This window comes from Streptomyces sp. NBC_01317 (genome assembly GCF_035961655.1).
Taxonomy (GTDB): Bacteria; Actinomycetota; Actinomycetes; order Streptomycetales; family Streptomycetaceae; genus Streptomyces.
The window spans coordinates 2,670,017-2,694,557 of record NZ_CP108393.1 but is presented as its reverse complement, the minus strand read 5'-3'; the positions used below and the strand labels follow the sequence as shown (position 1 = coordinate 2,694,557).

Annotated in this window: 24 protein-coding genes and 1 pseudogene; 10 read left to right on the top strand and 15 right to left on the bottom strand. The window is 70.4% G+C overall.

The window, feature by feature from the left end; genetic code table 11:
- Nucleotides 1–198 precede the first annotated feature (198 nt).
- Nucleotides 199–560 (top strand): annotated as a pseudogene (locus OG349_RS11205) (hypothetical protein); the annotation flags it as partial.
- Between the two features lie 25 nt (nucleotides 561–585).
- Here the strand turns inward: OG349_RS11205 and OG349_RS11200 are convergent.
- Complete coding sequence (locus OG349_RS11200) at nucleotides 586–879, bottom strand: hypothetical protein (RefSeq protein WP_327234475.1); 294 nt, start codon at nucleotides 877–879, stop codon at nucleotides 586–588.
- A 292-nt stretch (nucleotides 880–1,171) separates the two neighbouring features.
- On the opposite strand from OG349_RS11200, the gene OG349_RS11195 reads away from it, so the two are divergent.
- On the top strand, nucleotides 1,172–1,951 hold the full coding sequence (locus OG349_RS11195) for a hypothetical protein (RefSeq protein ID WP_327234474.1): 780 nt from the start codon (nucleotides 1,172–1,174) through the stop codon (nucleotides 1,949–1,951).
- 569 nt (nucleotides 1,952–2,520) lie between these two features.
- On the opposite strand, the gene OG349_RS11190 is transcribed toward OG349_RS11195, so the two are convergent.
- Together OG349_RS11190 and OG349_RS11185 are read right to left on the bottom strand one after the other, a co-directional pair.
- Complete coding sequence (locus tag OG349_RS11190; protein WP_327234473.1) at nucleotides 2,521–3,087, bottom strand: ATP-binding protein; 567 nt, start codon at nucleotides 3,085–3,087, stop codon at nucleotides 2,521–2,523.
- Nucleotides 3,088–3,091: 4 nt separating this feature from the next.
- The gene (locus OG349_RS11185; protein ID WP_327234472.1) at nucleotides 3,092–3,442 is read right to left on the bottom strand and encodes a hypothetical protein; all 351 of its coding nucleotides are present in this window, start codon (nucleotides 3,440–3,442) and stop codon (nucleotides 3,092–3,094) included.
- A 385-nt stretch (nucleotides 3,443–3,827) separates the two neighbouring features.
- Here OG349_RS11185 and OG349_RS11180 point away from each other — a divergent pair, with 385 nt between their 5' ends.
- Complete coding sequence (locus OG349_RS11180; RefSeq protein WP_327234471.1) at nucleotides 3,828–4,646, top strand: helix-turn-helix domain-containing protein; 819 nt, start codon at nucleotides 3,828–3,830, stop codon at nucleotides 4,644–4,646.
- A 14-nt stretch (nucleotides 4,647–4,660) separates the two neighbouring features.
- Nucleotides 4,661–4,867, top strand: coding sequence for a DUF397 domain-containing protein (locus OG349_RS11175; RefSeq protein WP_327234470.1), 207 nt, complete (start codon nucleotides 4,661–4,663; stop codon nucleotides 4,865–4,867).
- Nucleotides 4,868–4,933: 66 nt separating this feature from the next.
- On the opposite strand, the gene nucS is transcribed toward OG349_RS11175, so the two are convergent.
- The gene (gene nucS / locus OG349_RS11170) at nucleotides 4,934–5,593 is read right to left on the bottom strand and encodes an endonuclease NucS (protein WP_327234469.1); all 660 of its coding nucleotides are present in this window, start codon (nucleotides 5,591–5,593) and stop codon (nucleotides 4,934–4,936) included.
- A gap of 213 nt (nucleotides 5,594–5,806) precedes the next feature.
- Between nucS and OG349_RS11165 the strand changes: the two genes are divergently transcribed.
- Nucleotides 5,807–6,199, top strand: a complete 393-nt coding sequence (locus OG349_RS11165; RefSeq protein ID WP_167027054.1) for an SCO5389 family protein — start codon at nucleotides 5,807–5,809, stop codon at nucleotides 6,197–6,199.
- A 54-nt stretch (nucleotides 6,200–6,253) separates the two neighbouring features.
- On the opposite strand, the gene OG349_RS11160 is transcribed toward OG349_RS11165, so the two are convergent.
- The gene (locus tag OG349_RS11160) at nucleotides 6,254–7,267 is read right to left on the bottom strand and encodes an LLM class flavin-dependent oxidoreductase (RefSeq protein ID WP_327234468.1); all 1,014 of its coding nucleotides are present in this window, start codon (nucleotides 7,265–7,267) and stop codon (nucleotides 6,254–6,256) included.
- A 211-nt stretch (nucleotides 7,268–7,478) separates the two neighbouring features.
- On the opposite strand from OG349_RS11160, the gene OG349_RS11155 reads away from it, so the two are divergent.
- Nucleotides 7,479–7,808: an ATP/GTP-binding protein gene (locus OG349_RS11155; RefSeq protein ID WP_327234467.1), complete on the top strand. Its 330-nt coding sequence runs from the start codon at nucleotides 7,479–7,481 to the stop codon at nucleotides 7,806–7,808.
- Nucleotides 7,809–7,872: 64 nt separating this feature from the next.
- Here the strand turns inward: OG349_RS11155 and OG349_RS11150 are convergent, their stop codons facing one another.
- The 7 genes from OG349_RS11150 to mce form a co-directional block, all read right to left on the bottom strand.
- Nucleotides 7,873–8,736, bottom strand: a complete 864-nt coding sequence (locus tag OG349_RS11150; RefSeq protein WP_327234466.1) for an ABC transporter permease subunit — start codon at nucleotides 8,734–8,736, stop codon at nucleotides 7,873–7,875.
- Nucleotides 8,733–9,953 (bottom strand): ABC transporter ATP-binding protein, encoded by a 1,221-nt coding sequence (locus OG349_RS11145; RefSeq protein ID WP_327234465.1) that lies wholly within the window; start codon nucleotides 9,951–9,953, stop codon nucleotides 8,733–8,735. Before OG349_RS11145 ends, OG349_RS11150 begins: the two co-directional genes overlap by 4 nt.
- A gap of 154 nt (nucleotides 9,954–10,107) precedes the next feature.
- A complete protein-coding gene (locus OG349_RS11140) occupies nucleotides 10,108–10,887 on the bottom strand; it encodes an ABC transporter permease (protein WP_327238527.1) in 780 nt (259 codons plus the stop codon).
- A 9-nt stretch (nucleotides 10,888–10,896) separates the two neighbouring features.
- Nucleotides 10,897–11,847, bottom strand: coding sequence for an ABC transporter ATP-binding protein (locus OG349_RS11135; protein ID WP_327234464.1), 951 nt, complete (start codon nucleotides 11,845–11,847; stop codon nucleotides 10,897–10,899).
- 96 nt (nucleotides 11,848–11,943) lie between these two features.
- Entirely contained in the window at nucleotides 11,944–12,882 is a 939-nt protein-coding gene (locus OG349_RS11130; RefSeq protein ID WP_161310756.1) for a cellulose-binding protein, read from the bottom strand.
- Between the two features lie 156 nt (nucleotides 12,883–13,038).
- Nucleotides 13,039–16,755 (bottom strand): polarized growth protein Scy, encoded by a 3,717-nt coding sequence (scy, locus tag OG349_RS11125; RefSeq protein ID WP_327234463.1) that lies wholly within the window; start codon nucleotides 16,753–16,755, stop codon nucleotides 13,039–13,041.
- Between the two features lie 160 nt (nucleotides 16,756–16,915).
- Nucleotides 16,916–17,344, bottom strand: coding sequence for a methylmalonyl-CoA epimerase (gene mce, locus OG349_RS11120; protein WP_167027030.1), 429 nt, complete (start codon nucleotides 17,342–17,344; stop codon nucleotides 16,916–16,918).
- Between the two features lie 157 nt (nucleotides 17,345–17,501).
- Between mce and OG349_RS11115 the strand changes: the two genes are divergently transcribed.
- On the top strand, nucleotides 17,502–18,710 hold the full coding sequence (locus tag OG349_RS11115; protein WP_327234462.1) for an acetyl-CoA C-acetyltransferase: 1,209 nt from the start codon (nucleotides 17,502–17,504) through the stop codon (nucleotides 18,708–18,710).
- Nucleotides 18,711–18,764: 54 nt separating this feature from the next.
- Nucleotides 18,765–19,739, top strand: coding sequence for a methylmalonyl Co-A mutase-associated GTPase MeaB (gene meaB / locus OG349_RS11110; protein ID WP_327238526.1), 975 nt, complete (start codon nucleotides 18,765–18,767; stop codon nucleotides 19,737–19,739).
- Nucleotides 19,740–19,954: 215 nt separating this feature from the next.
- Here the strand turns inward: meaB and OG349_RS11105 are convergent, their stop codons facing one another.
- The gene (locus tag OG349_RS11105; RefSeq protein ID WP_327234461.1) at nucleotides 19,955–20,698 is read right to left on the bottom strand and encodes a PepSY domain-containing protein; all 744 of its coding nucleotides are present in this window, start codon (nucleotides 20,696–20,698) and stop codon (nucleotides 19,955–19,957) included.
- Nucleotides 20,699–20,815: 117 nt separating this feature from the next.
- Between OG349_RS11105 and OG349_RS11100 the strand changes: the two genes are divergently transcribed.
- Both OG349_RS11100 and OG349_RS11095 read left to right on the top strand, forming a co-directional pair.
- On the top strand, nucleotides 20,816–21,478 hold the full coding sequence (locus OG349_RS11100; RefSeq protein ID WP_327234460.1) for a response regulator transcription factor: 663 nt from the start codon (nucleotides 20,816–20,818) through the stop codon (nucleotides 21,476–21,478).
- Nucleotides 21,475–23,070 carry a HAMP domain-containing sensor histidine kinase gene (locus tag OG349_RS11095; protein WP_327234459.1) on the top strand — a complete coding sequence of 532 codons (1,596 nt, stop codon included), beginning with the start codon at nucleotides 21,475–21,477 and terminating at the stop codon, nucleotides 23,068–23,070. Before OG349_RS11100 ends, OG349_RS11095 begins: the two co-directional genes overlap by 4 nt.
- Before the next feature lie 72 nt (nucleotides 23,071–23,142).
- Here OG349_RS11095 and OG349_RS11090 read toward each other — a convergent pair whose 3' ends face one another.
- Together OG349_RS11090 and OG349_RS11085 are read right to left on the bottom strand one after the other, a co-directional pair.
- Nucleotides 23,143–23,619 carry a MarR family winged helix-turn-helix transcriptional regulator gene (locus OG349_RS11090; protein ID WP_327234458.1) on the bottom strand — a complete coding sequence of 159 codons (477 nt, stop codon included), beginning with the start codon at nucleotides 23,617–23,619 and terminating at the stop codon, nucleotides 23,143–23,145.
- Nucleotides 23,620–23,753: 134 nt separating this feature from the next.
- Nucleotides 23,754–24,521, bottom strand: coding sequence for an AIM24 family protein (locus OG349_RS11085; protein ID WP_442806377.1), 768 nt, complete (start codon nucleotides 24,519–24,521; stop codon nucleotides 23,754–23,756).
- Nucleotides 24,522–24,541 lie beyond the last annotated feature (20 nt).

Sequence of the window (24,541 nt, the reverse complement as noted above, 5' to 3'; positions counted from 1 at the left end):
GATGCCTCGCCGGCCCTGTCGGCCGGCCGGGAAGCCGCCCGCTGCGGGTGCGAGGCGACAAGGCGTACCCTCGGCAAACTTGCGTTTCGGTTCGAGGTGACGATCCAGGTCCCGGCGATTCATCAGTGGCTGTGAACCCTCGGCCTGCCGTCGTGCGGATGCCCCAGCAGAAAACGACGGCCCTGCGGTCATTACGGAGGGGCGGCTTCCGCCGGTATGGACAGCGGAGACGGTATCGCGGACATCCTGGAGCGGTTGGAACAAACCCTCGCCGAGCAGGAGGCGACAGTGCCTGCGTCAGGCGGACCTGGACAGTCCGCTGGTCACTGAGCGGATCTTCGGCCCGCTCGGCGCGGCCTGTCCAGGCCATCCGCTTCGTCGCCCTGGCCAGGCGTCCCACGCTGCGGAAGGATTCCGACCGCATCGATGACGCCGAGGAGGCGGACTCCATGAGCGCGTTCGAAGCCATCGGCGTGATGCCCTACGACGTCTCCCCAGCCCGCCTGCGCTCTACGGAACCGGCCGAAGAACCGTCCGCCCAAGACTCACCCGTTACTTGAAACACGGCCCAGTCGCCGCAACGGATCAGAACCCGGCCATGGACTTGTCGAGCACTCCGCCCAGCGCACCGTACGCGCTACAGCGAACCGAGTGCCTCTTCCTGCGGCGCAGCCCGAACCCCACAACGAACGACACGGCGAAAAGCCCACCAATGACCGTCGTCACGACCGGGTTGTAGACGATGTACGCGAAGCACGCGACGCCAGTCCAGACAAGAATCGGCAGGAGCGAGCCGCGCAGGACTGCCCAGAACCGGATCCGACCCGGTCCCGATGGCAGTAGCCGGTCGTGCCACACCTCGATGTGGTTCCTGGTCACGCAATGCTCAGGTCGCATCAAGCCATCACAGCATCGGCAGCTGGGCGCTTGTGCGGTGACGTCCAAGAAGACATCTCATGTGGCGAGTTGGGTAGCCTTCGGTTGCGGGATTGTTGAACGGCTGGTGCCGCCGGCTCCGGTGCGACCGCAGGGAGGCGGTCGGCGACCGCCGTACGAACGCTAAGCAGAAGACTTGCTCGCCTTCGCCGGGATCGCGGCAACCCTCATCTGCTACCGCCGACTTGCAAAATGAGATGTCCTCCAACTCCGGCAGCAGGGAGCTTTTCTTCCGATGACCGCACAGCCAGCACGCCCTGAACGCAACGGTCCCGAGACCGCCTCGGTCATGGATGTCTCGCCGTTCAAGCCCTCTCTCGTCAAAGCGGTGTTCAGGGATGTGACCCCGATGCACGTCTCTCGATCGGCCGCGTGGGCCGCCGCGTCGGTGACGCGGACCGTGCTGACGGAGATCATCGCCGGTGCGAGGACAGCGGCCGGGGCGGAGGCCCGGAAGAAGCTGATTCCCGGGGATCTTCTCTTCGCGATCGACCGGAACGTCGAGCTTGAGGTGGGGGACAAGTGGTACGGCCACAGCCCCACGTTTCGAGCCCTACCCGGTGTCCTGTACGACGCCGAGGGTGTCCTCGTGCCTCCTCGTAAGCGCAGCAGGTCACGCAAACCGAGTGCCGTGGTCGGCGCCCACAGGTTCGAGGCCGGGGTCAAGAAGCTGCTGCGGAGCCAGGGGGCGACGGCCGTCCCGGCGATGGTCCGCGACCTGGACGGAATCGCGAGCGTGTTTCTGACGGACCTCGCCCGGGACGCGGCCATGGTCGTCCGCGAGGGCGGGGTCAAACGTTTCGGTACGGTCACCCTGGTGATGCCGGGCGAACCGGACCCACCCCCGTTCCGCAAGGATTCCTTCCGGGCCCTGTCCGACCGAAGAGGGGACAGGCGGACCATCGGCAGCGATGACATCCTGGCCGCCACCACGATTCAGCTGTTCGGCGGCAACCTCAGGCAGCGAGCCCTTACCGAGGCGCGCGAGGCGACACAGAACACTTCGGCCGACTGAGCGGGTGCGACCAACAGCGCCGCCTGCACACTCATCTACTAGCGCGGACTCGCCAAATGAGATGGCCTCTGAGTTGGATGCGTGCCCGGACTTGCTTCACAGGGTGTCCAAGTGCATGGGCGAGTGAGGTCAGTTCCTCGTCGCTGAACCGGGCACGCCCGGGGTTCCGTATGGCGATTTCGAAGCGAGCGAAGCCGCAAGGCCACTCATACTCCAGCGCATCGAGCGTTGTCGCGGTCCGGCAGCAGGGGACCTCCACGGCGAGGGAGGCGAACCCATCCCCGTCGTGCGCATCCATGAAGTCACCCCACCATTTGGTGTCGATCTCGGCGCCACAGTGTGGGCAGCCGATCCGTTCCAGGTTCTGCCCGCCCCGGAGGCGGGGTCGAGCGGTGCTATCGCTCATATGCTCGGGCCGATCACTCCCGCTTGGGTGGCTGCCGAGGGTTCAGCCGGCGCAGAGATCCGAGGGTCGCGCTCACCCCGTACGAGGGGGGAACACCCCGTGCCCGTTGTGCGCAGGGGTGTTCTTCCTTTTCGGTTGTCGTCCACCACCTCCGTACTCCGAACTACAGCCTGCGCAGGCCTTCCAGGACGCGTTCCATCAGCGCGGTCTCGACCTGTTCCTTTGCCTTGCCCTCGGGGGCGCGGATATCGCTCGGTACGCGGTGAGGGAGCGGCGGGGTCTCGGGGGTAAGGTCGGGGGCTTTGGCGAGCGGTAACTCGGCCCACACGATCTTGCCCCCGGCCGGCGGGTGGAAGGTGCCCCACCTTCTGGTGAGCGACTGGACCAGCAGGAGGCCACGTCCGCCTTCGTCGTCTGCTGACGGTGCCTTGGTCGCGGGGATCTCGCTGCCTCTGTCCCACACCTCGACGTACAGGTTCATGTCCACGACGCGGAGCTGTACGCCGAGGACATGCTCTGCCTTGACGTCCGACCACGTCGGATCCGGGATGTTCGGGCCGGTTGCCTTGACGGCGTTCGTCACCAGTTCGGAGATGATCAGCAGCGCGTCGTCCATGACGTCGGTCGCGCCCCACCAGCGCAAGGTGCACCTGGTGAAGGTACGGGCGCAGCACGCCGCCGTGGGAACAGCCGCCAGCGTCAACCGATCCCAAGCGCGAAGTCGCGACATGCCACTACCTCTTGTCTGCCGACGGGAGGTTGTCTTGGGTCGTGCGGGTCGCGAGCACGTGGACGTGTGCCTGAAAGCGGTCCTCCAGGCAGTCGAGCAGCGCGTCTTGAAGCACGTCGCTCGTGGACAGATGGCGTAGCGACGGCAGTACGACGTCGTGCACGTCCGCACGTCGTAACGCGACTCCCAGTTCGTAGAAGGCTTCATGCGAGCCGGACTCGACGTCGTGGAAGACGGCCGCCAGCTGGAAGCCGGCCGCTTGGGCGAAGTGCCGCATCTCTTGTTCCGTTGCGTACACCTGCTGATCGGTGACGTCAGAGAAGAGCCGCATGTAGCCGTAGATGAGTGGTTTCACAACGTGCCTCCCTTGCATCGGAAGCCGTGCGGATTCACACGCTGCCGCACCGGCCGGGTAAGTCGGCACGTTCTTGTGACCCTCGGTCGTCATTGATGACCAAGCGTGTTCATGGCCGGACATGCCGCGCCGAGGTGCGTACCGCATCTGGGTGCACCTTCGTCACTCCACCACCGGCCGGAACTGATCGTGCCAGGCTTGCGTTTGCTCAGCATGCCTCAGCCTGGCAGTACTGTGCAAGGTCATCGAATGCATACCGTGCATACGCAATCTGACTTGCTGCGATGGGTGCGGTTCGGTCAAACTCGTCCGTGACAGCCGTGCACATGAAGGGATGGGGCGAGTGGCGCCGAAACGGCAAGCACCCCCGATTCGTCTCCGCCGCTTGGCGGCCGAACTGCGACGGCTGCGTGAGATAAGCGGTCTGACCAGGGATGACATCGCCGAACGGACAGGTATCAACGCCGCGACGCTCTACCGGATCGAGACGGCCAAGGTGCGTCCGCAGCAGCGGACGTTGGTCGGACTGCTGGATCTGTACGGAGTTGCCGACCCGCAGCGCTCGGAGATCTTGGCGCTTTCGCGTACCGCGGACGAACAAGGGTGGCTGCGGCCGTATCACGCCGATCTGCCCAATGAATACACTGCGTACATCAGCTTCGAAGCCGAAGCGCGTGGTGTCCGGAACTACGAATCATTGTTCGTTCCTGGTCTGCTCCAGAGCGAGGATTACGCGCGCGCCGTGATCCGGGGCGTGCTTCCGATGGCCACTCCCAAGGAGGTTGACCAACGGGTACAGGCGCGTGTCGAACGGCAGGCCGTCTTCGAGAAGGAGCATCCTCTTGAACTGTGGGCGATCTTGGATGAAGCCGCCCTGCGGAGAGAAGTTGGCGGCCCCGGGGTCATGGCCGACCAGTTGAACCGTTTGACCAAGGCGGCGATCGATCCGCACATCACGCTCCAGGTCATTCCCTATGCCACGGGCGCGCACCCTGGGATGCCGGGCAGCTTCGTGCTGATGGACTTCCCGGAGGCTGTGGACCCTTCGGTCGTCTACATCGACAGCATGGCCGGCGATCTCTTCCTGGAAGCCGAGGAAGACATCCGGCGCTACAGCCAGATCTTCGATCACCTGCGTGCCCAGGCGCTGAGTCCGAACGACTCAGTTGCCCTCATAGGGGCGTTGGTTCGAGAAACCACATGAGAGAAGGTTGCAGGATGAAGCAGGTGGATCTTTCCAACGCTGCGTGGCAGAAGAGCAGTTACAGCAGCGGCAACGGACAGTGTGTCGAAGTCGCCTACGTCAGCGACGTGGTGGCCATGCGGGACAGCAAGGACCCAACCGGCCCGGCGCTGGTCTTCACCCCCGGCGAGTTCGACGCGTTCGTGTGCGGAGTTGTGGGTGGCGAGTTCCGCCGACCGTAGCCGTCCCGTCAGCAGCCGCGCGACAAAAGGGCCCGACCTGATGCTGAGGTCGGGCCCTTCCGCGCGTCAGAACAGGCGCAGTTTGTCGTCCTCGATGCCTCGCATCGCGTTGTAGTCCAGGACCAGGCAGCCGATGCCTCGGTCCGTGGCCAGGACTCGGGCCTGGGGTTTGATCTCCTGGGCCGCGAACACGCCCTTCACCGGGGCCAGATGGGGGTCGCGGTTCAGCAACTCCAGGTAGCGGGTCAGTTGTTCCACGCCGTCGATGTCGCCTCGGCGTTTGAGTTCCACCGCCACCGTCGCGCCGTCCGCGTCCCGGCACAGGATGTCCACCGGGCCGATCGCTGTCGGGTACTCGCGGCGGATCAGTGTGTAGCCCTCGCCCAGTGTCTCGATGCGGTCGGCGAGGAGTTCCTGGAGGTGTGCCTCCACGCCGTCCTTGATCAGGCCGGGGTCGACGCCCAGTTCGTGGGACGAGTCGTGGAGGACCTCCTCCATCGTGATGATCAGTTTCTCGCCCGCTTTGTTCACCACCGTCCAAGAGCCGTCATCCTCTTTGAGGGTGCAGGGCGGGGACATCCAGTTGAGGGGTTTGTACGCCCGGTCGTCGGCGTGGATCGACACACTGCCGTCGGCTTTGACCAGGATGAGACGGGGCGCGGAGGGCAGGTGGGCGGTGAGCCGGCCCGCGTAGTCCACGGAGCAGCGGGCAATGACGAGACGCATGGTCGGCAACGCTACTCGACCGCCCAGGTCGCGCGCGATTCGCCCCGGAAGCCCCGTTCGTTATTGGCCGGTTGTGTTCCCATTCGCCTGGTGCGGGCCCGACCACACGCCTAACGTGGATACCTGAGGTCGCCGGTCGTGCACGCTGCGTCGTCGGCGCCTCTTTTCCGTGCCCGCAAGACCCCGGTCTTCGGGGTCGCGAGAGGAGAACTCATGTCGCTCGACGTCTCACCGGCACTGTTGGAACAGGCCGAGCGAGGCGAGGTCGACGAAGCTGCTTTCGTCGACTGCGTCCGGACCTCCCTGCCCTACGCGTGGGAGATGATCAGTTCTCTGGTGGCTCAGCTGAAGGTGGACGGTGGACAGTTCGCCGACAACCAGACGCCGCCGCCGGACGAGCAGGCACGTGGTCAGTTGTTGCGCGCCCTCGCGAGTGATGCCATTCGCGGTGCGTTGCAGCGGCACTTCGGAGTGCGTCTCGCCTTCCAGAACTGCCACCGTGTCGCGGTGTTCCCGCTGGATCCCTCGGTCGACGAGCGGCTGGCCCGATTCACCTCGATCCGTGGCCAGTTGCTCAACCAGTCCCCCGAACTCCGGGACTGCTGACGTCCCCCGCCGCCACTCCGCCGCCTGAATCGGCGGAGTGGCGGCGGTCAGCGGTCAGTTCACCAGGGGGAGTACGTCGGTTCCCAGCCGCCGTACGTTCTCCTCCGTCGCCGCCAGGTCGCCCGAACCCTCGACGAGCAGCGCGAAGCGCGTGATGCCCGTACGTTCCGCCGTGGCGGCCAGGCGGTCCGCGGCGAGCCGGGGGGAGCCCACCGGGTGCAGGCCGCACAGCAGTTCCGTATAGGCGACGGGGTCGCGCATGGGCCGCTCCCGGCCGTCCACCGTCACATGGGCACCGAGCCCCTGCCGCAGCCAGCCGGGCATCGCCTTCACCAGGCTCTCCCTCGCCTCCGCGGCGGTGTCGGCGATCTGGGCGACCCCCACCGACACGTGGGACAAGCGCGGATCGTGACCGGCCGCGTGGGCGTACGTACGCCACAACGCGACCATCTCCGCCTTCTCGTCGTCCCCCGCGTGCATGCCCAGCAGCATCGGCAGCCCGCGCTCGCCCGCCAGCCGGACGCTCCGGGGTGAGGTGCACGCGACGACCACCTCGGGGCCCGCCGTATCCAGCAACTCGTCCGGCCGGGGCACCACCGCGACCTCACGGAAGGTGAAACGCTCGCCCGCCGCCCCGACCCGGCTCTCGCGCAGCCAGCGCAGGAGCAGGTCGAGGGATTCGGGGAAGTCCTCCTCGAAGGCGCGCAGGCCGCCGCCGAACACCTCCAGGTCCACCCAGGGCCCGCCCCGGCCCACCCCGAGCGAGAACCGGCCGCCGGAGACGAGATGCAGCAGCGCGGCCTGCTCGCCGAGGGCCACCGGATGCACGTTCGGCAACACACTGACCGCCGTACCCACCCTGAGGCACCGGGTCCTGCCGAGCAGCAGCCCGGCCAGGGTCACGGCCGACGGGCACACGCCGTACGGCACGAAGTGGTGTTCGGCCAGCCAGACCGCGTCCAGCCCCGACTCCTCGCCGACCTCGGCGGTACGCACCGCCCGGTGCAGCGCCTCCCCCTGTCCCTGGCCCGGAAACTGGGCCGCGAGCACAAAAGCTCCCACACGCATCGCTCTCTGCCTCCTTGCGGCCGACGCGACTCCCCCTTACCGGCAACAACGTCTGACACGTGCCAAAGGCACGGCTCTCCACAAAGTTCTTGCGATTGTCCGGTAAGTCCCTCTTGGGGTGGGAGTCGTCCTGGGCCGTGTGCGACGTCTACCCGGGGGCGCGGGCCGTAGGCTGGACGGGAACCGTGCTGCCTGCCCCGTGAGGTGTCCTGTGTCCCCGCGCCGCAACCGCCCCCGAGGCGGCGAGAAACCGACCGGTCCCACCGGTGACGAGGGGGACCGGTACGGCGGTTTCCAGCGCTCGGAGGGGTGGCAGGGCGAGCAGTGGTCCGTGCGCCACGTCGCGGGGGCGAGCGCCGCGGGCAAGCGCTACCGCTGCCCGGGCTGCGACCAGGAGATCCCCTCGGGGGTCGCGCACGTGGTGGCCTGGCCCGAGTACGGCGGGGTGGAGGACCGGCGGCACTGGCACCAGGCGTGCTGGAACGCGAAGGACCGCCGCACCTCGCGGGTGCAGCGGTCCCGTAACGCGCCTCGGTACTGAAGCCGGCGACTGGAGTCCGAGGACCGAAGCCCGGGACCGGAGCCCGGGACCGAAGCCCCGCGACTCACACGTCGCGGCGGTCCAGTGAGAAGAAGGCGCCCGTCATCGCGACCGCCGTCACCCCGATCATGATCCACAGCGGCTCCCAACCGGACGGCCCCGCGCCGTTACCGGAGACCCCCGCGTTGTCGTAGAAGACGGCGAGCTGGTTGGGGATCGAGTAGTCGAACAGCCCGTCGCGCAGCGTGCCGAGCGAGTCGGCGAACATGAACATCGCCAGCACCAGCGGCATCAGGACCACGCCGATCATGATGGTGATCGCGCCCGCCGAGTGCCGGATCAGCGCCCCGACGGCCAGCGCCAGCAGCCCCAGCGTGGCCAGGTAGAGGCTGACGCCGACGGTCGAGCGGAACCACACCTCCCCGGACGGCGAGTCCGCGTCGGTGATCGCCACCTGGAGGGCGCCCACGAGCGCCGTGGTGACCACGGTGAGCACGAAGATCAGCAGAAAGAAGACCAGCGACTTGGCGCCGAGCACCCGGACGCGGCTGGGGCACGCGGTCAGGGTCGTACGGATCATGCCGGTCGTGTACTCCGACGAGATCGTCAGCACGCCGAGCGTGATCACACAGATCGAGCCGAGCAGCACCCCGAAGAAGCCGAGGGTCAGCACGTCGTCGTTGAGCGAGTCGGTGGAGGTGGAGACCACCAGGGCGGTGAGCGTCCCGATGCCGACCATCAGGACGAGCATCACCCCGAGCGTCCACATCGTGGACCGTACGGACCGGATTTTGGTCCACTCGGAGGCGACGGCGTCGCCGAGCGTGGCCCGGCGTACGGGGATCGGGGAGACGTAGCCGCCCACCGGGCCCGTGCCCCACTGGGGGGCCGGCGGCTGCGGAGCGGGCTGCTGGTACGGGGTCGTCATCGGGCGTCCTCGTTGCTGTCGCTGTCACGCGGTGTCGTCTGAACGGCCGGGGCGGGGGCCGGGGCCGCTGCTGGGGCGGGAGCGGAAGCCTCTGCCGGAGCCGGAGCCGGAGCCGGAGCCGGAGCCGGTACGGGAGCGGCCGCCGGCGCCGCCGGAGTCGCGTACGGGTTCTGTCCGGGCGGCGGTGGTGCGTACCACCCCTGCTGCGGCGCCTCCCGGACCACCGGCGGTACGGGGGCGCCGTACCCCTGGCCCTGTCCCCAGCCCTGCGGCGGCGGCTGGAAACCCTCCAGCGCGTCCGCCGTCGACCGGTAGTCCACCGCGCCCTGCGTCATCCGCATGTACGCCTCCTCCAAAGAGGCCTGGTGCGGGGACAGTTCCCAGATCCTTACGTCCGCGTCGTGCGCGAGATCGCTGATCCGGGGGAGCGGCAGCCCCGTGACCCGCAGCGCGCCGTCCGGCTCGGACAGCACCTGGCCGCCCGCCTCCGCCAGCGCGGACATCAGCTTCTCCCGCCGCGGCGGGTCGACCGGCGCGGTCCGTACCCGCGCGAAGTCCGCGGAGTTCGCGGAGATGAAGTCCGTGACGCTCATGTCGGCGAGCAGCTGCCCGCGTCCGATCACGATCAGATGGTCGGCGGTGACGGCCATCTCGCTCATCAGGTGCGAGGAGACGAAGACCGTACGGCCCTCGGAGGCCAGCCGCTTCATCAGGTTGCGGACCCAGAGGATGCCCTCGGGGTCGAGCCCGTTGACCGGCTCGTCGAACAGCAGCACCTGCGGATCGCCCAGCAGCGCCGCCGCGATGCCGAGCCGCTGGCCCATGCCGAGCGAGAAGCCCTTGGAACGCCGCCGCGCCACGTCCTGGAGGCCGACGACCCCGAGCACCTCGTCCACCCGGGCCGCCGGGATGCCCGACAGCTGGGCCAGGGAGAGCAGGTGGGTACGGGCCGTACGGCCGCCGTGCACGGCCTTCGCGTCGAGCAGCGCGCCGACCTGGCGCGGCGCGTTCGGCAGCCGGCGGAAGGGATGGCCGCCGACCGTGACGCTGCCGGCCGTGGGCTGGTCGAGGCCGAGGATCATCCGCATCGTCGTGGACTTGCCGGAACCGTTGGGGCCCAGGAACCCGGTGACGGTGCCGGGCCGTACCTGGAAGGAAAGGTTGTGCACGGCCGTCTTGGCGCCGTAGCGCTTCGTCAGGCCGATCGCCTCGATCATTCGCCAGCCCCATCGACAGGTCAGGTCGTCGGGGCAGTGGCCGCTTCCGGACCGAAGGCCCCCCGTTTGAGTTAGGAGGATATCCGGGCCTTGACGGTTCCGGCCAAGTCGTTACAACGGTGCGGCGCGCCCGGCAACACTGCGGCGAGCCCGGTCAGGCGTCGCGCTTCTTGATCACGATCCAGCCACCGACCAGCGCCGCCGCGACCCACAGGACCAGGATCCCCAGGCCCTCCCAGGGCCCGTACGGCGCCCGGTCCGAGTTCATGGCGTCGGGCACCACCTGCAAGATCTTCCGGCCGGCCTGGTCGGGGAAGTATCGCGCGACGTCCTTGGCGCCCGGGACCGCCGCCAGGATCTGCGAGACCAGGAAGAAGAACGGCATCAGGATGCCCAGCGACAGCATCGAGCTGCGCAGCATCGCCGCCACGCCCATCGAGAAGACGGCGATCAGCGCCATGTACAGCCCGCTGCCGATGACCGCGCGCAGGACGTCCGGCTCGCCGATGGTCGTGCTGTGGTCGCCGAGCAGCGCCTGGCCGAGGAAGAAGGAGAGGAAACCGGTGAGGAGCCCGACGATCAGGGCCAGCACCCCGGCCACGAAGATCTTGGAGAAGAGGAAGAGGGAGCGCCGGGGCACGGCGGCCAGTGAGGTACGGATCATGCCCGACGAGTACTCGGAGCCGACCACGAGCACCCCGAAGACCACCATCGCGAGCTGGCCCAGGACCATCCCGGAGAAGCTGGCGAACGTCGGGTCGAAGGTGGCCCGCTGGGCGTCGTCGAGATCGTCGAACGTCGCGTTGTACACCGCGCAGAGGACGGCGCCCAGGGCGACGGTCACCACCAGGGCGCTGATCAGGGTCCAGGTGGTGGAGGAAACCGTACGGATCTTGGTCCACTCGGACTGGAGAACCGCCGGTGCCGTGGTCAGTGCCATGCGTCAGGCTCCCTTGCCCTCGAACTCCCGGGGCGGGCCGCCGTCGGCCGCCGCGTGGGCGTGGTACTCGACGGACTCCGCCGTCATCTGCATGAAGGCGTCCTCCAGCGAGGCGCGCTGCGCGCTCAGCTCGTGCAGCACGATGCCGTGGCGCGCGGCCAGCTCGCCCAGCTCCTCGGTCTCGGCGCCGTCGATCTCCAGGACCCCGCCCTCCGTCTCGACCGGCGTGTACCCCTCCGCCGCGAGGACGTCGCTCAGCCGCTCGCGCTGCGGGGAGCGCAGGCGCGCGTAACTGCGGGAGTTGTCGTGGATGAACCGGGCCATCGAGGTGTTCGCGAGTAGCCGTCCCTGGCCGATCACGATCAAGTGATCCGCTGTCAGGGCCATTTCACTCATCAGATGGCTGGAGACGAAGATCGTACGGCCCTCCGCCGCAAGGGCCTTCATGAGATTGCGGATCCAGTGAATTCCTTCCGGATCCAGGCCATTGACGGGTTCGTCGAACATCAGGATCTCGGGATCACCGAGCAGCGCCGAGGCGATTCCCAGCCGTTGGCCCATACCAAGGGAGAAACCCTTGGACTTTTTCCGCGCCACGGCCGTCAGCCCGACCATGTCCAGTACCTCGGACACCCGGCGCTCCGGGATCCGATTGCTCTGCGCCAGACAGAGGAGGTTGTGGTACGCGCTCCGGCCGCCGTGCATGGCCTTGGCCTCCAGCAGCGCCCCTATGTGCTTGAGCGGTTCGGTGAGGTCGCGGTAGCGCTTGCCGTCGATCCTGACCGAGCCGCCGCTCGGGTTGTCCAGATCGAGCATCATCCGCATCGTGGTCGACTTGCCCGCGCCGTTGGGCCCCAGAAAACCCGTCACCACACCGGGTCTGACCTCGAAGGAGAGCTGATCGACGGCGACCTTGCGGCCGAAGCGCTTGGTGAGACCCTCAACCTCGATCATGCGGACAACCTAAAGGCACAAAAAGCCCCCCGCCACCGGAGTGGCAGGGGGCTTACGCGATCGTTACGCGCCGGGGGCGCGTGTCCGCGAAGTGGGTCAGCGCGACTGCTGCGCCGGCACCCCGCGGGAGATCGGCTCGTCGTCGGCCGGGGAGCCGGCGGCGGCCACCGCGGCACCGGTCAGCGTGGCCAGCATCTCGCGGACGTTGGTCAGCTGGGCGTTGATCGAGTCGCGGCGGTTGGTGAGCGCCGCCAGCTCGCGCTCCGACTCGCTGCGGATCCGGTCGGCCTTGGCGTTCGCGTCGGCCACGATGTCCTCCGACTGACGCTGAGCGGTCTCCACCGTCTGACGGGCGCGGCGCTCCGCGTCCGTACGCAGCTTCTCGGCCTCCAGGCGCAGCTGCTCGGCGCGGTGCTCGATCTCCGCCAGGCGCTTCTCGGCCTTCGCCTGACGCGTCGCGAGGTCACGCTCGGACTGCTCACGCCGCTTGGCGAGGTTCGTCTCGAAGTCCGCGGCGGCCTGGGCGGCCTTGGCGCGGGTCTCCTCGAAGAGCGCGTCCGCCTCCTCGCGCTTGGCCTGCGCGTCCTTCTGCGCCTCCGAACGCAGGGTGGAGGCGTCGCCCTTCGCCTTCTCGACGATGCGCGTGCCCTCGTCCTCGGCCCGTGCCTTGCGCTCCGTCGCGAACGACTCGGCGTCGTTACGGACCTGCTGGGCCGCCGACTCGGCGAGCTCACGGTGCTGTTCGGCCGCGCGACGGGCCTCCTCGCGCAGGTCCTTGGCCTCCTCCTCGGCGAGGCGGAGGATCTTCTCTACGCGGGCGCCGAGGCCGGCGTACGACGGCTCCGCGTCGCTGACCTGGGCCTGAGCATTCTGCGTTTCGAGATGCAGCTCCTCGATGCGCTTTTCCAGCGCGGTGATACGGGCCAGGGCGCTGTCACGGTCGGCGACGAGTTTGGTAATGCGGTCGTCCACCTGACCACGGTCGTAACCACGCCGCACGAGCTCGAAGCCGAATGGGGAGGATGTGTCACTCATGGGGTTCCTGTCGAATGAGACCGGTGAGGTGATAGGGGGAATCCTAGGGGCCGGAGCGGCGTGTCATCGTGTTGATGCCGGTTTAATATGGAGAATGTCCAGCCTTTTGAGTGGCTCGAAGCGGTTTCCCGGAGCCCAGGGGCCGGTGGTCCGGCCCTAGCCGTCGGAAGACTTGCCACCCGAACGATTCGTTCCGGCCGCCGCACCCGCCTTGACCGGGTTGTCCTTCGCCGGGCCCGACGGTGCCTCCAATGACCCCAACGCTTCGAGCACGTCCTGGACACGGGAGATCTCCGTCTGGATGTCCGCGCGTCTGCGGGTGAGAACATCCAGGTCCCGCTCGCCGTCCTCGACCATCTGCTTGGCGGCCTGCTGGGCGTCCGCGCGCAACTTCTCGCCCTCCTTGGTCAGTTCGGCCTTCTTCAGCTCGGCCTCCTTGAGGAGACCCTCCGCCTTGCGCACGGCGGCGATCCTGACCCTGCTCGCCTCGGAGTTGGCCTCGGAGACCAGCTCCTCCGCCTTCCGCGCGGCCTCGGCACGCTGTTCCTCCGCGGCCTTCATCAAGGCGTCGACCCGCTCGCCCGCCGTCCGCAACTGCTCGGACGTCTCGCGCCGGGCCCGCTCGTGCAGTTGCTCGATCTCGGACTCGACGCGCTGGCGCAGTTCCTCGCCCCGCTCGCGTATGGCCGTGGCATCGCGCCGGGCCCCCACGAGCAGGTTGTCCGCGTCCGTACGGGCCTTCTCCACCAGGGAGTTGCCCTCGATCGTGGCCTCCGCGTCGATGCGCTCGGCCTCCTTGCGGGCGGCGGCGACCATCCGGTCCGCCTGCTCCTCGGCCTCGGTGGCGGCGCGCAACGCCTCCTCCTGGGCCTTGTTAATGAGCTGGTCCGCCTGCTCGGCCGCGTCCGCACGGCGCTTGGCCGCGTCCTTGCGCGCCTCGTCGAGCAGCCAGTCCGTCTCCTCCTGCGCCTCGTTCCTGAGCCGCTCCGCCGCGTCCTCGGTCTCCGCCTTGACCCGCTCGGCCTCGGCCCGCAGCCGCTCGGCGGCCTGCTGCGCCGCGCCCATCGCCTCGGCGGCCTCGGCGCGCATCCGCTCGACCTCGCTGGTCGCCTCCGTGACCAGCCGGTCGGCCTGCGCGGCCGCGTCGCCGCGGATCCGGTTGGCGTCCTCCCTGGCCTCGGCCCTGGCCCGCGACGCGTCCTGCTCGGACGCCACCAGCGAGTCGGACGCCTCCGTCCTGGCCCGCTGCGCGTACTCCGCGCTGTCGGCCCGCAGCCGCTCCGCCTCCGCGATCGCGTCGCCGACCGTCCGCTCGGCGAGCGCCTGCGCCGCCTCGGACTCCGCGTGCGCGCGCGTACGGATGCGGTTGGCGTCCTCCGTGGCCCGCTCCCGCTCCGCGTACGCGTCGCCGCGCACCCGGTCGGCCTCCTCCTGCGCCTCCGTACGCGTACGGTCCGCCGCGTGCTCGGCGGCCGACCGCAGCCCGGCGATCTCCTGCTCGGCCTGGTCCTGGAGACCGGCCACCGCTTCCCGTACCTGCTGGGCCGTGTGCTCGGCGGCGGCCACCAGCTCCGTCGCGCGCCGGTCCGCCTCCTCGACCAGCCGCTGCGCCTCGGCCTGCGCCTCCTCGACCCGCTTGCGGGCCGACGCGAGCAGCTCCTCGCTCTGTTCGCGGACGCTCGCGCGCTCCTGGTCCGCCTCCGCGCGGGCGGCGGCCAGCGTCTGCTCCGCCTCGCGGCGGCGCCGGGCCGCCTCGTCCTGCGCGGCAGCCAGCGCCTCCGCGGCCTCCACCCCGACCCGCTCGGCGGCGGCCGCCGCCTCGGCCCTGATCCGGTCGGCGGTCTCCTGCGCCTCGTTCTTGAGCCGCTCCGCCTCCGTCGCGGCCTCCGTGCGCAGCCGTACCGCGTGCGTCTCCGCCTCCGCGCGGGACTGCGCGGAGTCCGCCGCCGCTTCCGTACGGAGCCGCTCGGCCTCCTGCTCGGCCTGCGCCTGGAGCGTACGGATCCGCTCGGCGGCCTCCGCGCGCAGCCGGTCCGTCTCCTCGCCGGCCTCCCGGCGGATCCGCTCGCTCTCGCCGCGGGCGTCGGTGAGCGCCTCCTCGGCCGACGCGAGGCGCTGTTCCGCCTCCGTGTGCAGCCGGGTCAGCTCGCCCGCCGCCTCGGCCTTGCGGGACTCGACGCCCCGCTCCGTCTCCTCGCGCAGCGCGGCGGCGGCGTCCTCGGCCGCCTTCTTCGTCGCCTCGGCCTGCTCCTCGCCCTCCACCCGCAGCCGCTCGGCCTCGGCGCGGGTGCGCTCCAGCGTCTCCTCGGCCTGCCTGCGCAGGGTCGTGGCGCGCTCGATGGCTTCGGTACGGACCCGCTCGCTCTCCGCCGTCGCGTTCGACCGCGCCTCGTCCGCGTCGGCCTTCGCCTTGGTCAGCAGCTCCTCGGCGGACCTGGCCGCCTCCTCGATCTGCTGGACGGCCTCGCGCCGCGCCTCGCCCCGGATGCGCTCGCCCTCGGCGACCGCGTCGGCCCGCAGCTGCTCGGCCTCGCCGCGCAGCCTGCGCGCCTCCTCCTGGAGCTCGACGGTCTTGGCGCGGTACTCCTTCGTGTCGTCCTTGGCCGCGCCCTTGAGCTGGTCTGCCTGCTCGGCCGCCTCGCCGCGCAGCCGGTCCGCCTCGGCCTCGGCCTCGCGGCGGATCCGCTCGGCCTCCTCGCCCGCCGACCGGATGGTGGCCTGGGCGTCGTCGGACGCCTTGTTCAGGACCTCCTCCGCCGTACGGGCCGCCTTGGCGAGCTGCGCCGCCGAGTCCTCCGCCGCGACCGTACGGGCCCGCTCCGCCGCTTCCGCGACCAGCTTCTCCGACTCGGCGCGGGCGTCGGCGAGCGCCTGCTCGGCCTCGGCCTTCGTCGCCTCGGCCTCCTGCGTGGCCTCGCCGACCAGCCGGGCGATCTCCGACTTGGCCGTACGCGTGCGCTGTTCGTTCTGCGACTCGGCGGCGGCCATCCGCTTGGCCGCGGCCTCCTTGGACTCCGCGTCGACCTTCTCGGCCTCCGCGCGGGCCTCGCGCAGCCGCTCCTCGGCCTGCTGCATCCGCTGCTCGGCGGCCCGGCTGATGTCCCCGGCCTGCTGGCGGGCCTGGTCGGACTCGGCGGTGGTGGACGTACGGAGCTGCTCGGCGTGGCTCGTGAGCTCCTGCGCCTGCGCGGACGCGGCGTTCAGCAGCCGCTCGGCGTCCCTGCGGGCACGCTGGAGGAGCGCCTCGGCCTCGGCGCGGGTCGACTCGGCCTCGGAGCTGAGCCGCCGGCGGGCCTCGTCGGTGACCCGGGCTGCCTCCGCGCGGGCGGCGGCCAGCGACTGCTCGGCCTCGGCGCGCGACTCGTCGAGCAGGCGGCGGGCCTGGGACTCCGTCCTGGCGCGCAGCTGCTCGGCCCAGGCGACGTTCTCGTTGACGTGCGACTCGACGGTCTGGCGGCGCTCGGCCAGCTCCTGGTCGAGGCGCTGGCGCCGCTGGACGGCCTCCGCGTGCAGCTCGGCCTGGAGCCTGGCCTGGTGCTCGGCGTGCTCCTGGAGGATCCGCTGGGTCTGGGCACGGGCGTCGCGCAGCTCGCGCTCCGCGTCCGTACGCATCTGCTCGGCCTGGATCTGGGCGTTACGGAGCAGCTGGTCGGCCTGGTAGCCGAGGTCGGCGTTGTCGTAGGAGGGACGGGTCGCCAGATTGCGGCGCGCCTCGTGCAGCTTGGCGCGCAATACCTCGACCTGGTAACCGAGGTCCTCGGCGTGCTGGACGGCCTTCTCCCGCGCGGTCTTCAGCCGTTCCATCTCGGCTTCGAACCGCGAGAGGTGGTCGTCGTCAGCTCGGTGGCTCTCCTGGCGTTCGTAGCCCCGCACTGCGCGGTCCCATCCGTCCCCTGGTCGCAACTGCCCTATAGAGCCCGTTCTTTCGGTGAACGGCCCCCCGGGGAATGGTGTCAGATCTTCGGTCGGGGCGCGGCCCCGGCCCGGCCCCGGCCCGGAGCGGTCCACTCTACCGGGCCGGGAATGCTTGAGGTCAGTGCTCCGGGGCCGAGGTGACCAGTTCTGTGAGGACTCCGTGACAGTCTTTGGGATGCAAAAAGGTGATGCGGGAGCCCATGGAACCGGTGCGGGGCTCGTCGTACAGCACCCGGACGCCCTTCTCGCGGATGTCCTGGGCGTCGCCGTCGACGTCCGCCGTGCCGAACGCGAGGTGATGGACGCCCTCACCGTTCTTGGCCAGCCACTTCCCGACGGCCGAGTCCTCCCGGATCGGCTCCAGCAGCTGGAGGTACGAGGCCCCGCCGTCGGAGGTCCCGTTGATCCGGAGCATGGCCTCGCGGACGCCCTGTTCCTCGTTGACCTCGGTGTGGAACACCTCGAAGCCGTAGGTGGCGCGGTAGAACTCGACGGTGGCGTCGAGATCGAAGCAGGCGATTCCGATGTGGTCGATGCGCGTCAGCATGGTCCCAGTGCAGCGGTACGGCGCCGGTTACGCAACGTGCGCGCCGTCACACGCACTGCCGGGTGACCGGGGGCGCTACCCCTCAGTACATTGGAGTTAACCCTCGTTCACCTCCTCACGCCGCACCGCAGCGGCAACGTAAAGGGGATCGCGTCTCATGTCCGATACGAACAAGACGAACCAGACCACCTCGGTGATCGTCGCGGGTGCCCGTACCCCCATGGGCAGGCTGCTCGGCTCCCTCAAGTCCTTCTCCGGCGCGGACCTCGGCGGCCTCGCGATCAAGGCCGCGCTGGAGCGGGCCGGGATCGGCGGCGAGCAGGTGGAGTACGTGATCATGGGCCAGGTGCTCCAGGCCGGCGCGGGGCAGATCCCGGCCCGCCAGGCGGCCGTCAAGGGCGGCATCCCGATGAACGTCCCCGCGCTGACGATCAACAAGGTCTGCCTCTCCGGCCTCGACGCGATCGCGCTCGCGGACCAGCTGATCCGCGCGGGCGAGTTCGACATCGTGGTGGCCGGCGGCCAGGAGTCGATGACCAACGCGCCGCACCTGCTGCCCAAGTCCCGCGAGGGATACAAGTACGGAGCCGTCGAGATGCTCGACGCCATGGCGTACGACGGGCTGACCGACTCCTTCGAGGACATCCCCATGGGTGCCTCCACGGAGAAGCACAACACGCGCCTGGGCATCGCCCGCCCCGCCCAGGACGAGTTCGGCGCGCTGTCCCACCAGCGGGCGGCGGCGGCCCGCAAGAACGGGATCTTCGAGGCCGAGATCGTGCCGGTGGAGGTCCCGCAGCGCAAGGGCGACCCGCTGCTCTTCGCCGAGGACGAGGGCATCAGGCCCGAGACGACGGTGGACTCGCTGGCCCGGCTGCGGCCCGCGTTCGCCAAGGACGGCACGATCACGGCGGGCACGTCGTCGCAGATCTCCGACGGCGCGGCGGCGGTCGTGGTGATGAGCCGCGCCAAGGCCGAGGAGCTGGGCCTGGAGTGGATCGCGGAGATCGGCGCGCACGGCAATGTGGCGGGACCCGACAACTCGCTCCAGTCGCAGCCCTCGAACGCCATCAGGCACGCCCTGAAGAAGGAGGGCCTGGAGGTCGGGGATCTCGACCTGATCGAGATCAACGAGGCCTTCGCGGCGGTGGCGGTCCAGTCAATGAAGGATCTCGGGGTCTCCCCGGAAAAGGTGAACGTGAACGGCGGGGCGATCGCCCTCGGGCACCCCATCGGCATGTCCGGCGCCCGGCTGGTGCTGCACCTGGCGCTGGAGCTCAAGCGGCGCGGCGGGGGCGTCGGGGCTGCGGCGCTCTGCGGGGGCGGCGGCCAGGGCGACGCGCTGATCGTACGGGTGGCGAAGTAGCCGGTCCCTGAGATCCGTACGGCAGAGCGAGCAGTAGGAGGAACGGGAGCTGTGATGCAGGACGTCCCCGAGCTGGTGGCCCAGGCACGTGAGGGCAGGCCGCGGGCCGTGGCCCGGCTGATCTCCCTGGTGGAGGGGGCGTCCCCGCAGCTGCGCGAGGTGATGGCGGCGCTGGCACCGCTCGCGGGCGGCGCGTACGTGGTCGGGATCACGGGCTCGCCCGGTGTCGGCAAGTCGACGTCGACCTCGGCGCTGGTGACCGCGTACCGCCGGGCGGGCAAGCGGGTCGCGGTGCTGGCCGTCGACCCGTCGTCGCCGTTCTCCGGCGGGGCGCTGCTGGGCGACCGGGTACGGATGTCCGAGCACGCGTCCGACCCCGGGGTCTACATCCGCTCCATGGCGACCCGCGGCCACCTCGGCGGGCTCGCCTGGTCCGCGCCCCAGGCGATCCGCGTCCTGGACGCGGCCGGGTGCGACGTGATCCTCGTGGAGACGGTCGGGGTCGGCCAGTCGGAGGTGGAGATCGCCTCGCAGGCCGACACGTGTGTGGTGCTCCTGGCTCCGGGCATGGGCGACGGCATCCAGGCGGCGAAGGCCGGGATCCTGGAGATCGGTGACGTGTACGTCGTCAACAAGGCGGACCGCGACGGCGCGGACGCGACGGCCCGCGAGCTGAACCACATGCTGGGCCTGGGCGAGGCCCGGGGCGCCGGCGACTGGCGGCCCCCGATCGTGAAGACGGTCGCGGCCCGGGGCCAGGGCATGGACGAGGTCGTCGAGGCGCTGGAGAAACACCGCGCGTGGATGGAGGAGCACGACGTCCTCACCACGCGCCGGGCCGCCCGCGCGGCCCGCGAGGTGGAGACGATCGCGGTCACCGCGCTCCGCGAGCGCATCGCGGACCTGCACGGCGACCGCCGCCTGGAGACCCTGGCCGGGCGGGTGGCGGCGGGCGAGCTGGACCCGTACACGGCGGCGGACGAACTGATCGCGGGCCTCACGGAGCACGAGGACGCGCCACGGCCCTGAAAGGGGGAAACGGCAGGCGCCGCCTGTGAGGGTCTCGTCAGGGTTTCGCCATGACCCGACATACCCAGGCGAACCGTTCAACTCCGCCTACCTCAGTGGTACTTCGCGACCGCTCGGCGCGGCTGTGCGCGGAGCCGGGGGCGCTCCTGCCCGATCGGGCAGCCGAACGGCCCGGCGGGGAAGCCGGGCCGTTCGGTGGCGGGGGACGGGGGTGGTCAGTCGTCGTCGCCGTGGTCGTCGTAGCGGTCGTCGTCGTCACGTCCGTCGTCGTCACGGTCGTGACGGTCGTCCGTCGTCCTCGCCGCCGCGACCTGGCCCGTCTTCGTGTGGACGGTCAGTTCGTGCGTACGGCCGTCCTTGCCGCGTACGTCGACGTCCCAGGCGCTCGCGTGGTCGTCGTCCAGGTCCACGGACGTGACCGTGCCCGGGACGGAGGCCAGAGCGGCCGCCGCGGCCTCCTGGGCGTCCACCGTGGCGGCGCGCAGGGCGGCGCGCTCGTCGCGGTTCTCGCGGTCGTCGTCACCGTCGTCGTGGCGGTCGTCGTCGCGGCGGTCGTCCGGGCGCACCGTACCGGCCGCGTCGATCCTCAGCTCGTGCCACCGGCCGTCCCTACCGAGCACCTCGACCTCCCAGACGCTCCCGCGGTCGTCGTCGCGGTCGACCGAGGACACGGCGCCGGGGTACTTCCTGAGCGCGGCGGCGGCCGCCTCGCTCGCGGTGCCCGGCGCACCGGCCGCCGGGGTCGTGCCGGTCGAGGGCGTGGCCGTACCGCTCCGGTCGTCGGCCGAGGGCGCCGACGGGTCCGTGACGGCCGGGACGGTGACGGGGGACGCCGGAGCGGTCCGGGTCGCACCGCCGTTGTCGTCCCGTCCTTCGCCGCCCATGGCGACCGCCGTGTACGTACCGCCGCCGACGAGTGCCGCCGCGGTGACGGCCGCGATCACCAGATTGCGCTTCATGGGGATTCCTTCCGAAGTCGGTTTCGTAGCGAGTGACTTCAATCTGGCCGAGCGAGCCTGAAGGCAGCCTGAAGCCACCTGAAGAGATCTTCAGGTTCGGTTTGCGAAGCTGGGGGCATGCGCCTGCTGATCGTGGAGGACGAAAAAAGGCTCGCGGTCTCGCTGGCCAGGGGACTGACGGCCGAGGGCTTCGCCGTGGATGTCGTCCACGACGGCCTGGAAGGGCTGCACCGGGCCGGGGAGGGCGTCTACGACCTCGTCGTGCTCGACATCATGCTGCCCGGCATGAACGGCTACCGCGTCTGCGCCGCCCTGCGGGACGCGGGCAACGAGGTGCCGATCCTGATGCTGACCGCGAAGGACGGCGAGTACGACGAGGCCGAGGGGCTCGACACCGGCGCCGACGACTACCTGACCAAGCCGTTCTCGTACGTCGTCCTCGTCGCCCGGGTCAGGGCGCTGCTGCGCCGCCGGGGTGCGGCCGGTGCCTCGCCCGTGCTGCGGGCCGGCGCCCTGCGCATCGACACGGCCGCCCGCCGCGTTTTCCGCGAGGAGACCGAAGTGTCGCTCACCGCAAAGGAGTTCGCCGTCCTGGAGCAACTCGCCGTCCGGGTGGGCGAGGTGGTCGGCAAGCCCGAGATCCTGGAGCACGTCTGGGACTTCGCGTACGACGGCGACCCGAACATCATCGAGGTCTACATCAGCGCCCTGCGCCGCAAGATCGGCGCCGCGCGCATCCAGACCGTCCGGGGGGCCGGGTACCGGCTGGTGGCCGCATGAGCCGCGCGCCGGGCCGCCGGGGCGGCCGGCTCTCCTCCGTACGGGCCAAGGCGTCCCTCGGCGCCACCCTGGTCGTCGCGGTCGCCCTGGTGGCGGCGGGGCTGGCGGTCCTGCTGTCGCTGCGCTCCGACCTCACCGACCAGGCGGACCGGCAGGCGGACGCGGCCGCGCGCGAGGTGGCGCTCGACATCATCGCCGAGCAGGTGCCCGGCAGGACCCCGTACAGCGGCCTGGAGCTGCCCGGCGCCGAGGAGCACCCGGTCCAGGTCGCCGACGAGCAGGGCCGGCTGATCGCGGTCAGCGACGACCTGGAGGGGATCAGCGGTACGGGAGTGGCGGCGGTGACACCGGTACGGAGCCCCGCGCCGCGGCCGACCGCCGCCGGACAGGACGACGACGATGCCGCCGAGAACAGCGGTTCCGACGACGACGCCGCCGATGACAACAGCGGCGACGACAGCGCCGACGACAACGGCTCCGGAGGCGGCGGCGACAACAGCCGCCACAGCGGTGGCAGCGACGATGACGACGATCCGGCGATCGGTGCCGTCGGGGAGCCCGGCCCCCTGACGACGGGCCGGGCCACGGTGGACGGCGCGGCCGGCGAGTACCGCTTCGCCTCGATCGAGGTGACGGACACCTCGGGCCGTACGGTCGTCGTCCACGCGGGCGCCACGCTGGCGGCCCGCCAGAGCGCCGTCGGTACGGCCGCCGCGGCGATGCTCGTCGGGCTGCCGGTGCTGCTGCTGGTCGTCGGGGGAGTGACCTGGCTGGTGACCCGGCGCGCGCTGCGCCCGGTGGAGGGCATCCGGCGCGAGATGGCGGCGATCACCGCCTCAGAGGACCTGTCCCGGCGGGTGCCCGAGCCCGCCACGCACGACGAGGTCGCCCGGCTGGCCCGTACCACCAACGAGACGCTCACCGCGCTGGAGGCGTCCGTCGAGCGTCAGCGCCGCTTCGTCGCGGACGCCTCGCACGAGCTGCGCAGCCCGATCGCCTCGCTCCGCACCCAGCTCGAAGTGGGCGACGCGCACCCGGGGTTGCTGGACGTCCCGGGCGCGGTCGCCGACACCGTACGGCTCCAGCAGCTCGCCGCCGACCTCCTGCTGCTGGCGCGGCTGGACGCGGGGGAGCGGCCGGGGCAGGCCCGCTTCGACCTGGGCGACCTGGCGGCCGAGGAGATCGCCGTACGGACGACGGACCGCGTGAAGGTCTCCCCGGAGGCCGGAGAGGAGCCGGGCAGGTCACTGGAAGTGACCGGCAGCCGGGGGCAGTTGGCGCGGGTCCTCGGCAATCTCCTGGACAACGCCCAGCGGCACGCCGCCTCGTCGGTCACCGTCTCCGTGCACCGGCGGGCCGGCCGGATCGTGCTGGCGGTCGCCGACGACGGCCCCGGAGTGCCGGAGGCGGAGCGCGAGCGGGTCTTCGAGCGCTTCGTACGGCTGGACGACGCCCGCGCCCGCGACGACGGCGGCGCGGGCCTGGGCCTCGCCATCGCCCGCGACGTGGCCCACCGCCACGGAGGCACGCTCACGGTCACCCAAGCCCCCCTGGGCGGCGCCCGCTTCGAGCTTGCACTGCCCCCGGCATGACGGAAAGGGCCGCCCCGGAGGACGACCCCTCACAGGCCCGGTGAGCACCCGGCCCCCCCACACACCCGCCGGTCAGACCTTGCCGCGCCGCCCGCGCAGCTGCTCCGCGACCGGCGTGAGCGACGCGCTCAGGGCCGCCAGTGCCTCGGCCGACAGCAGGTCGATGAAGTGCTTCCGTACGGAGTCGACGTGGAAGGGGGCGACCTTCTGCATGGTCTCCATGCCCGCGTCCGTCAGGACCGCGAACAGCCCGCGCCGGTCCGACTCGCAGTTCTCCCGGCGCACCAGACCCGCCGTCTCCATCCGCGTGATCTGGTGCGAGAGGCGGCTCTTCGACTGGAGCGTGGCGGCGGCGAGGTCGCTCATCCGCATCCGCCGTTCCGCGGACTCGGACAGGTTGACCAGGATCTCGTAGTCGTTCAGGGTCAGGCCGAACGGTTGGAGATCCTTCTCCAGCTGATGGGTCAACAGTCTGTTGACATCCAGGTGCGTGCGCCACGCGCACTGCTCAGCCTCGGTCAGCCAGCGGGTTTCCGTCTCGGTCTCCATATGAGCATTCTACCTAAGAAGTTGAATTTTGGACGAATCCTCGGTGGTGACGTGCCGCACCCGCCCACGGCATTCCCCGAGGAGCCCCGTGGAAACGGCGCAGACGTTCGACGTCACCCTCCGTAGACTACCTCTCACAGGCCGAAGCGGCGTTGGAGATCCCCCAGCTGACCGGGCAACCGGGGTGCGGCGCCCTGTTGACCCGCGCCGGGACCGTGCCCCGGCACACCGGGCCCGCCGCCCGGCACCCCCGCCTGCTGCGGCACCGCGCCCGTCGGCTGCTCGGCCATCAGGACCTCGGTCGACTGGAGCAGGACCGTCCCCGCGCCGACGAACTCGAACTGGTGCTCCTCGCCGGACGCCCCGCCGATCCCCGCCATGGCCCGCAGCCCGCCCAGCAGCCCGGTCATGTACCCGTGGTCGTAGTGGTGGCACGGGGACGGGCAGTCCGCCCAGCCCACCAGCGCCTGCGGGTCCACCTTGAGCGGCGGCTCCATGAAGACCACGGGCCCGTTGGACGCGGCCACGAACTTCCCCGTACCGATCAGGGTCAGGAAGCCCGGCACGATCGACTGCTTGAGCGCCAGAGTCGGCTGGTACGCCAGCAGGTTCCCGGAGCGGATCGTCAGGTTGCCGTCCTCCAGGTCGTACGAGTTCACGTCGAAGGCCCGGTCGGCGAGCAGCATCTTCCCGCTGCCCTCCGCCACCACCCAGTCGGCCGCGTGCAGCGGCGAGTGGAAGCTCGTCCGCAGCAGCCCCTCGAACCGGCCGTGGCCGATCCCGTTGAAGTCGATGCGCCCGTAGTAGGCGATCATCTTGCCCTTCTGGAGGAACCACTGGCTCCCCTTGAGCTCCACACAGAAGGTGTACGCGTTGACGTTGTCGTCGCTCGGCAGCGTCATCGGGTCATGGATCACGGGCC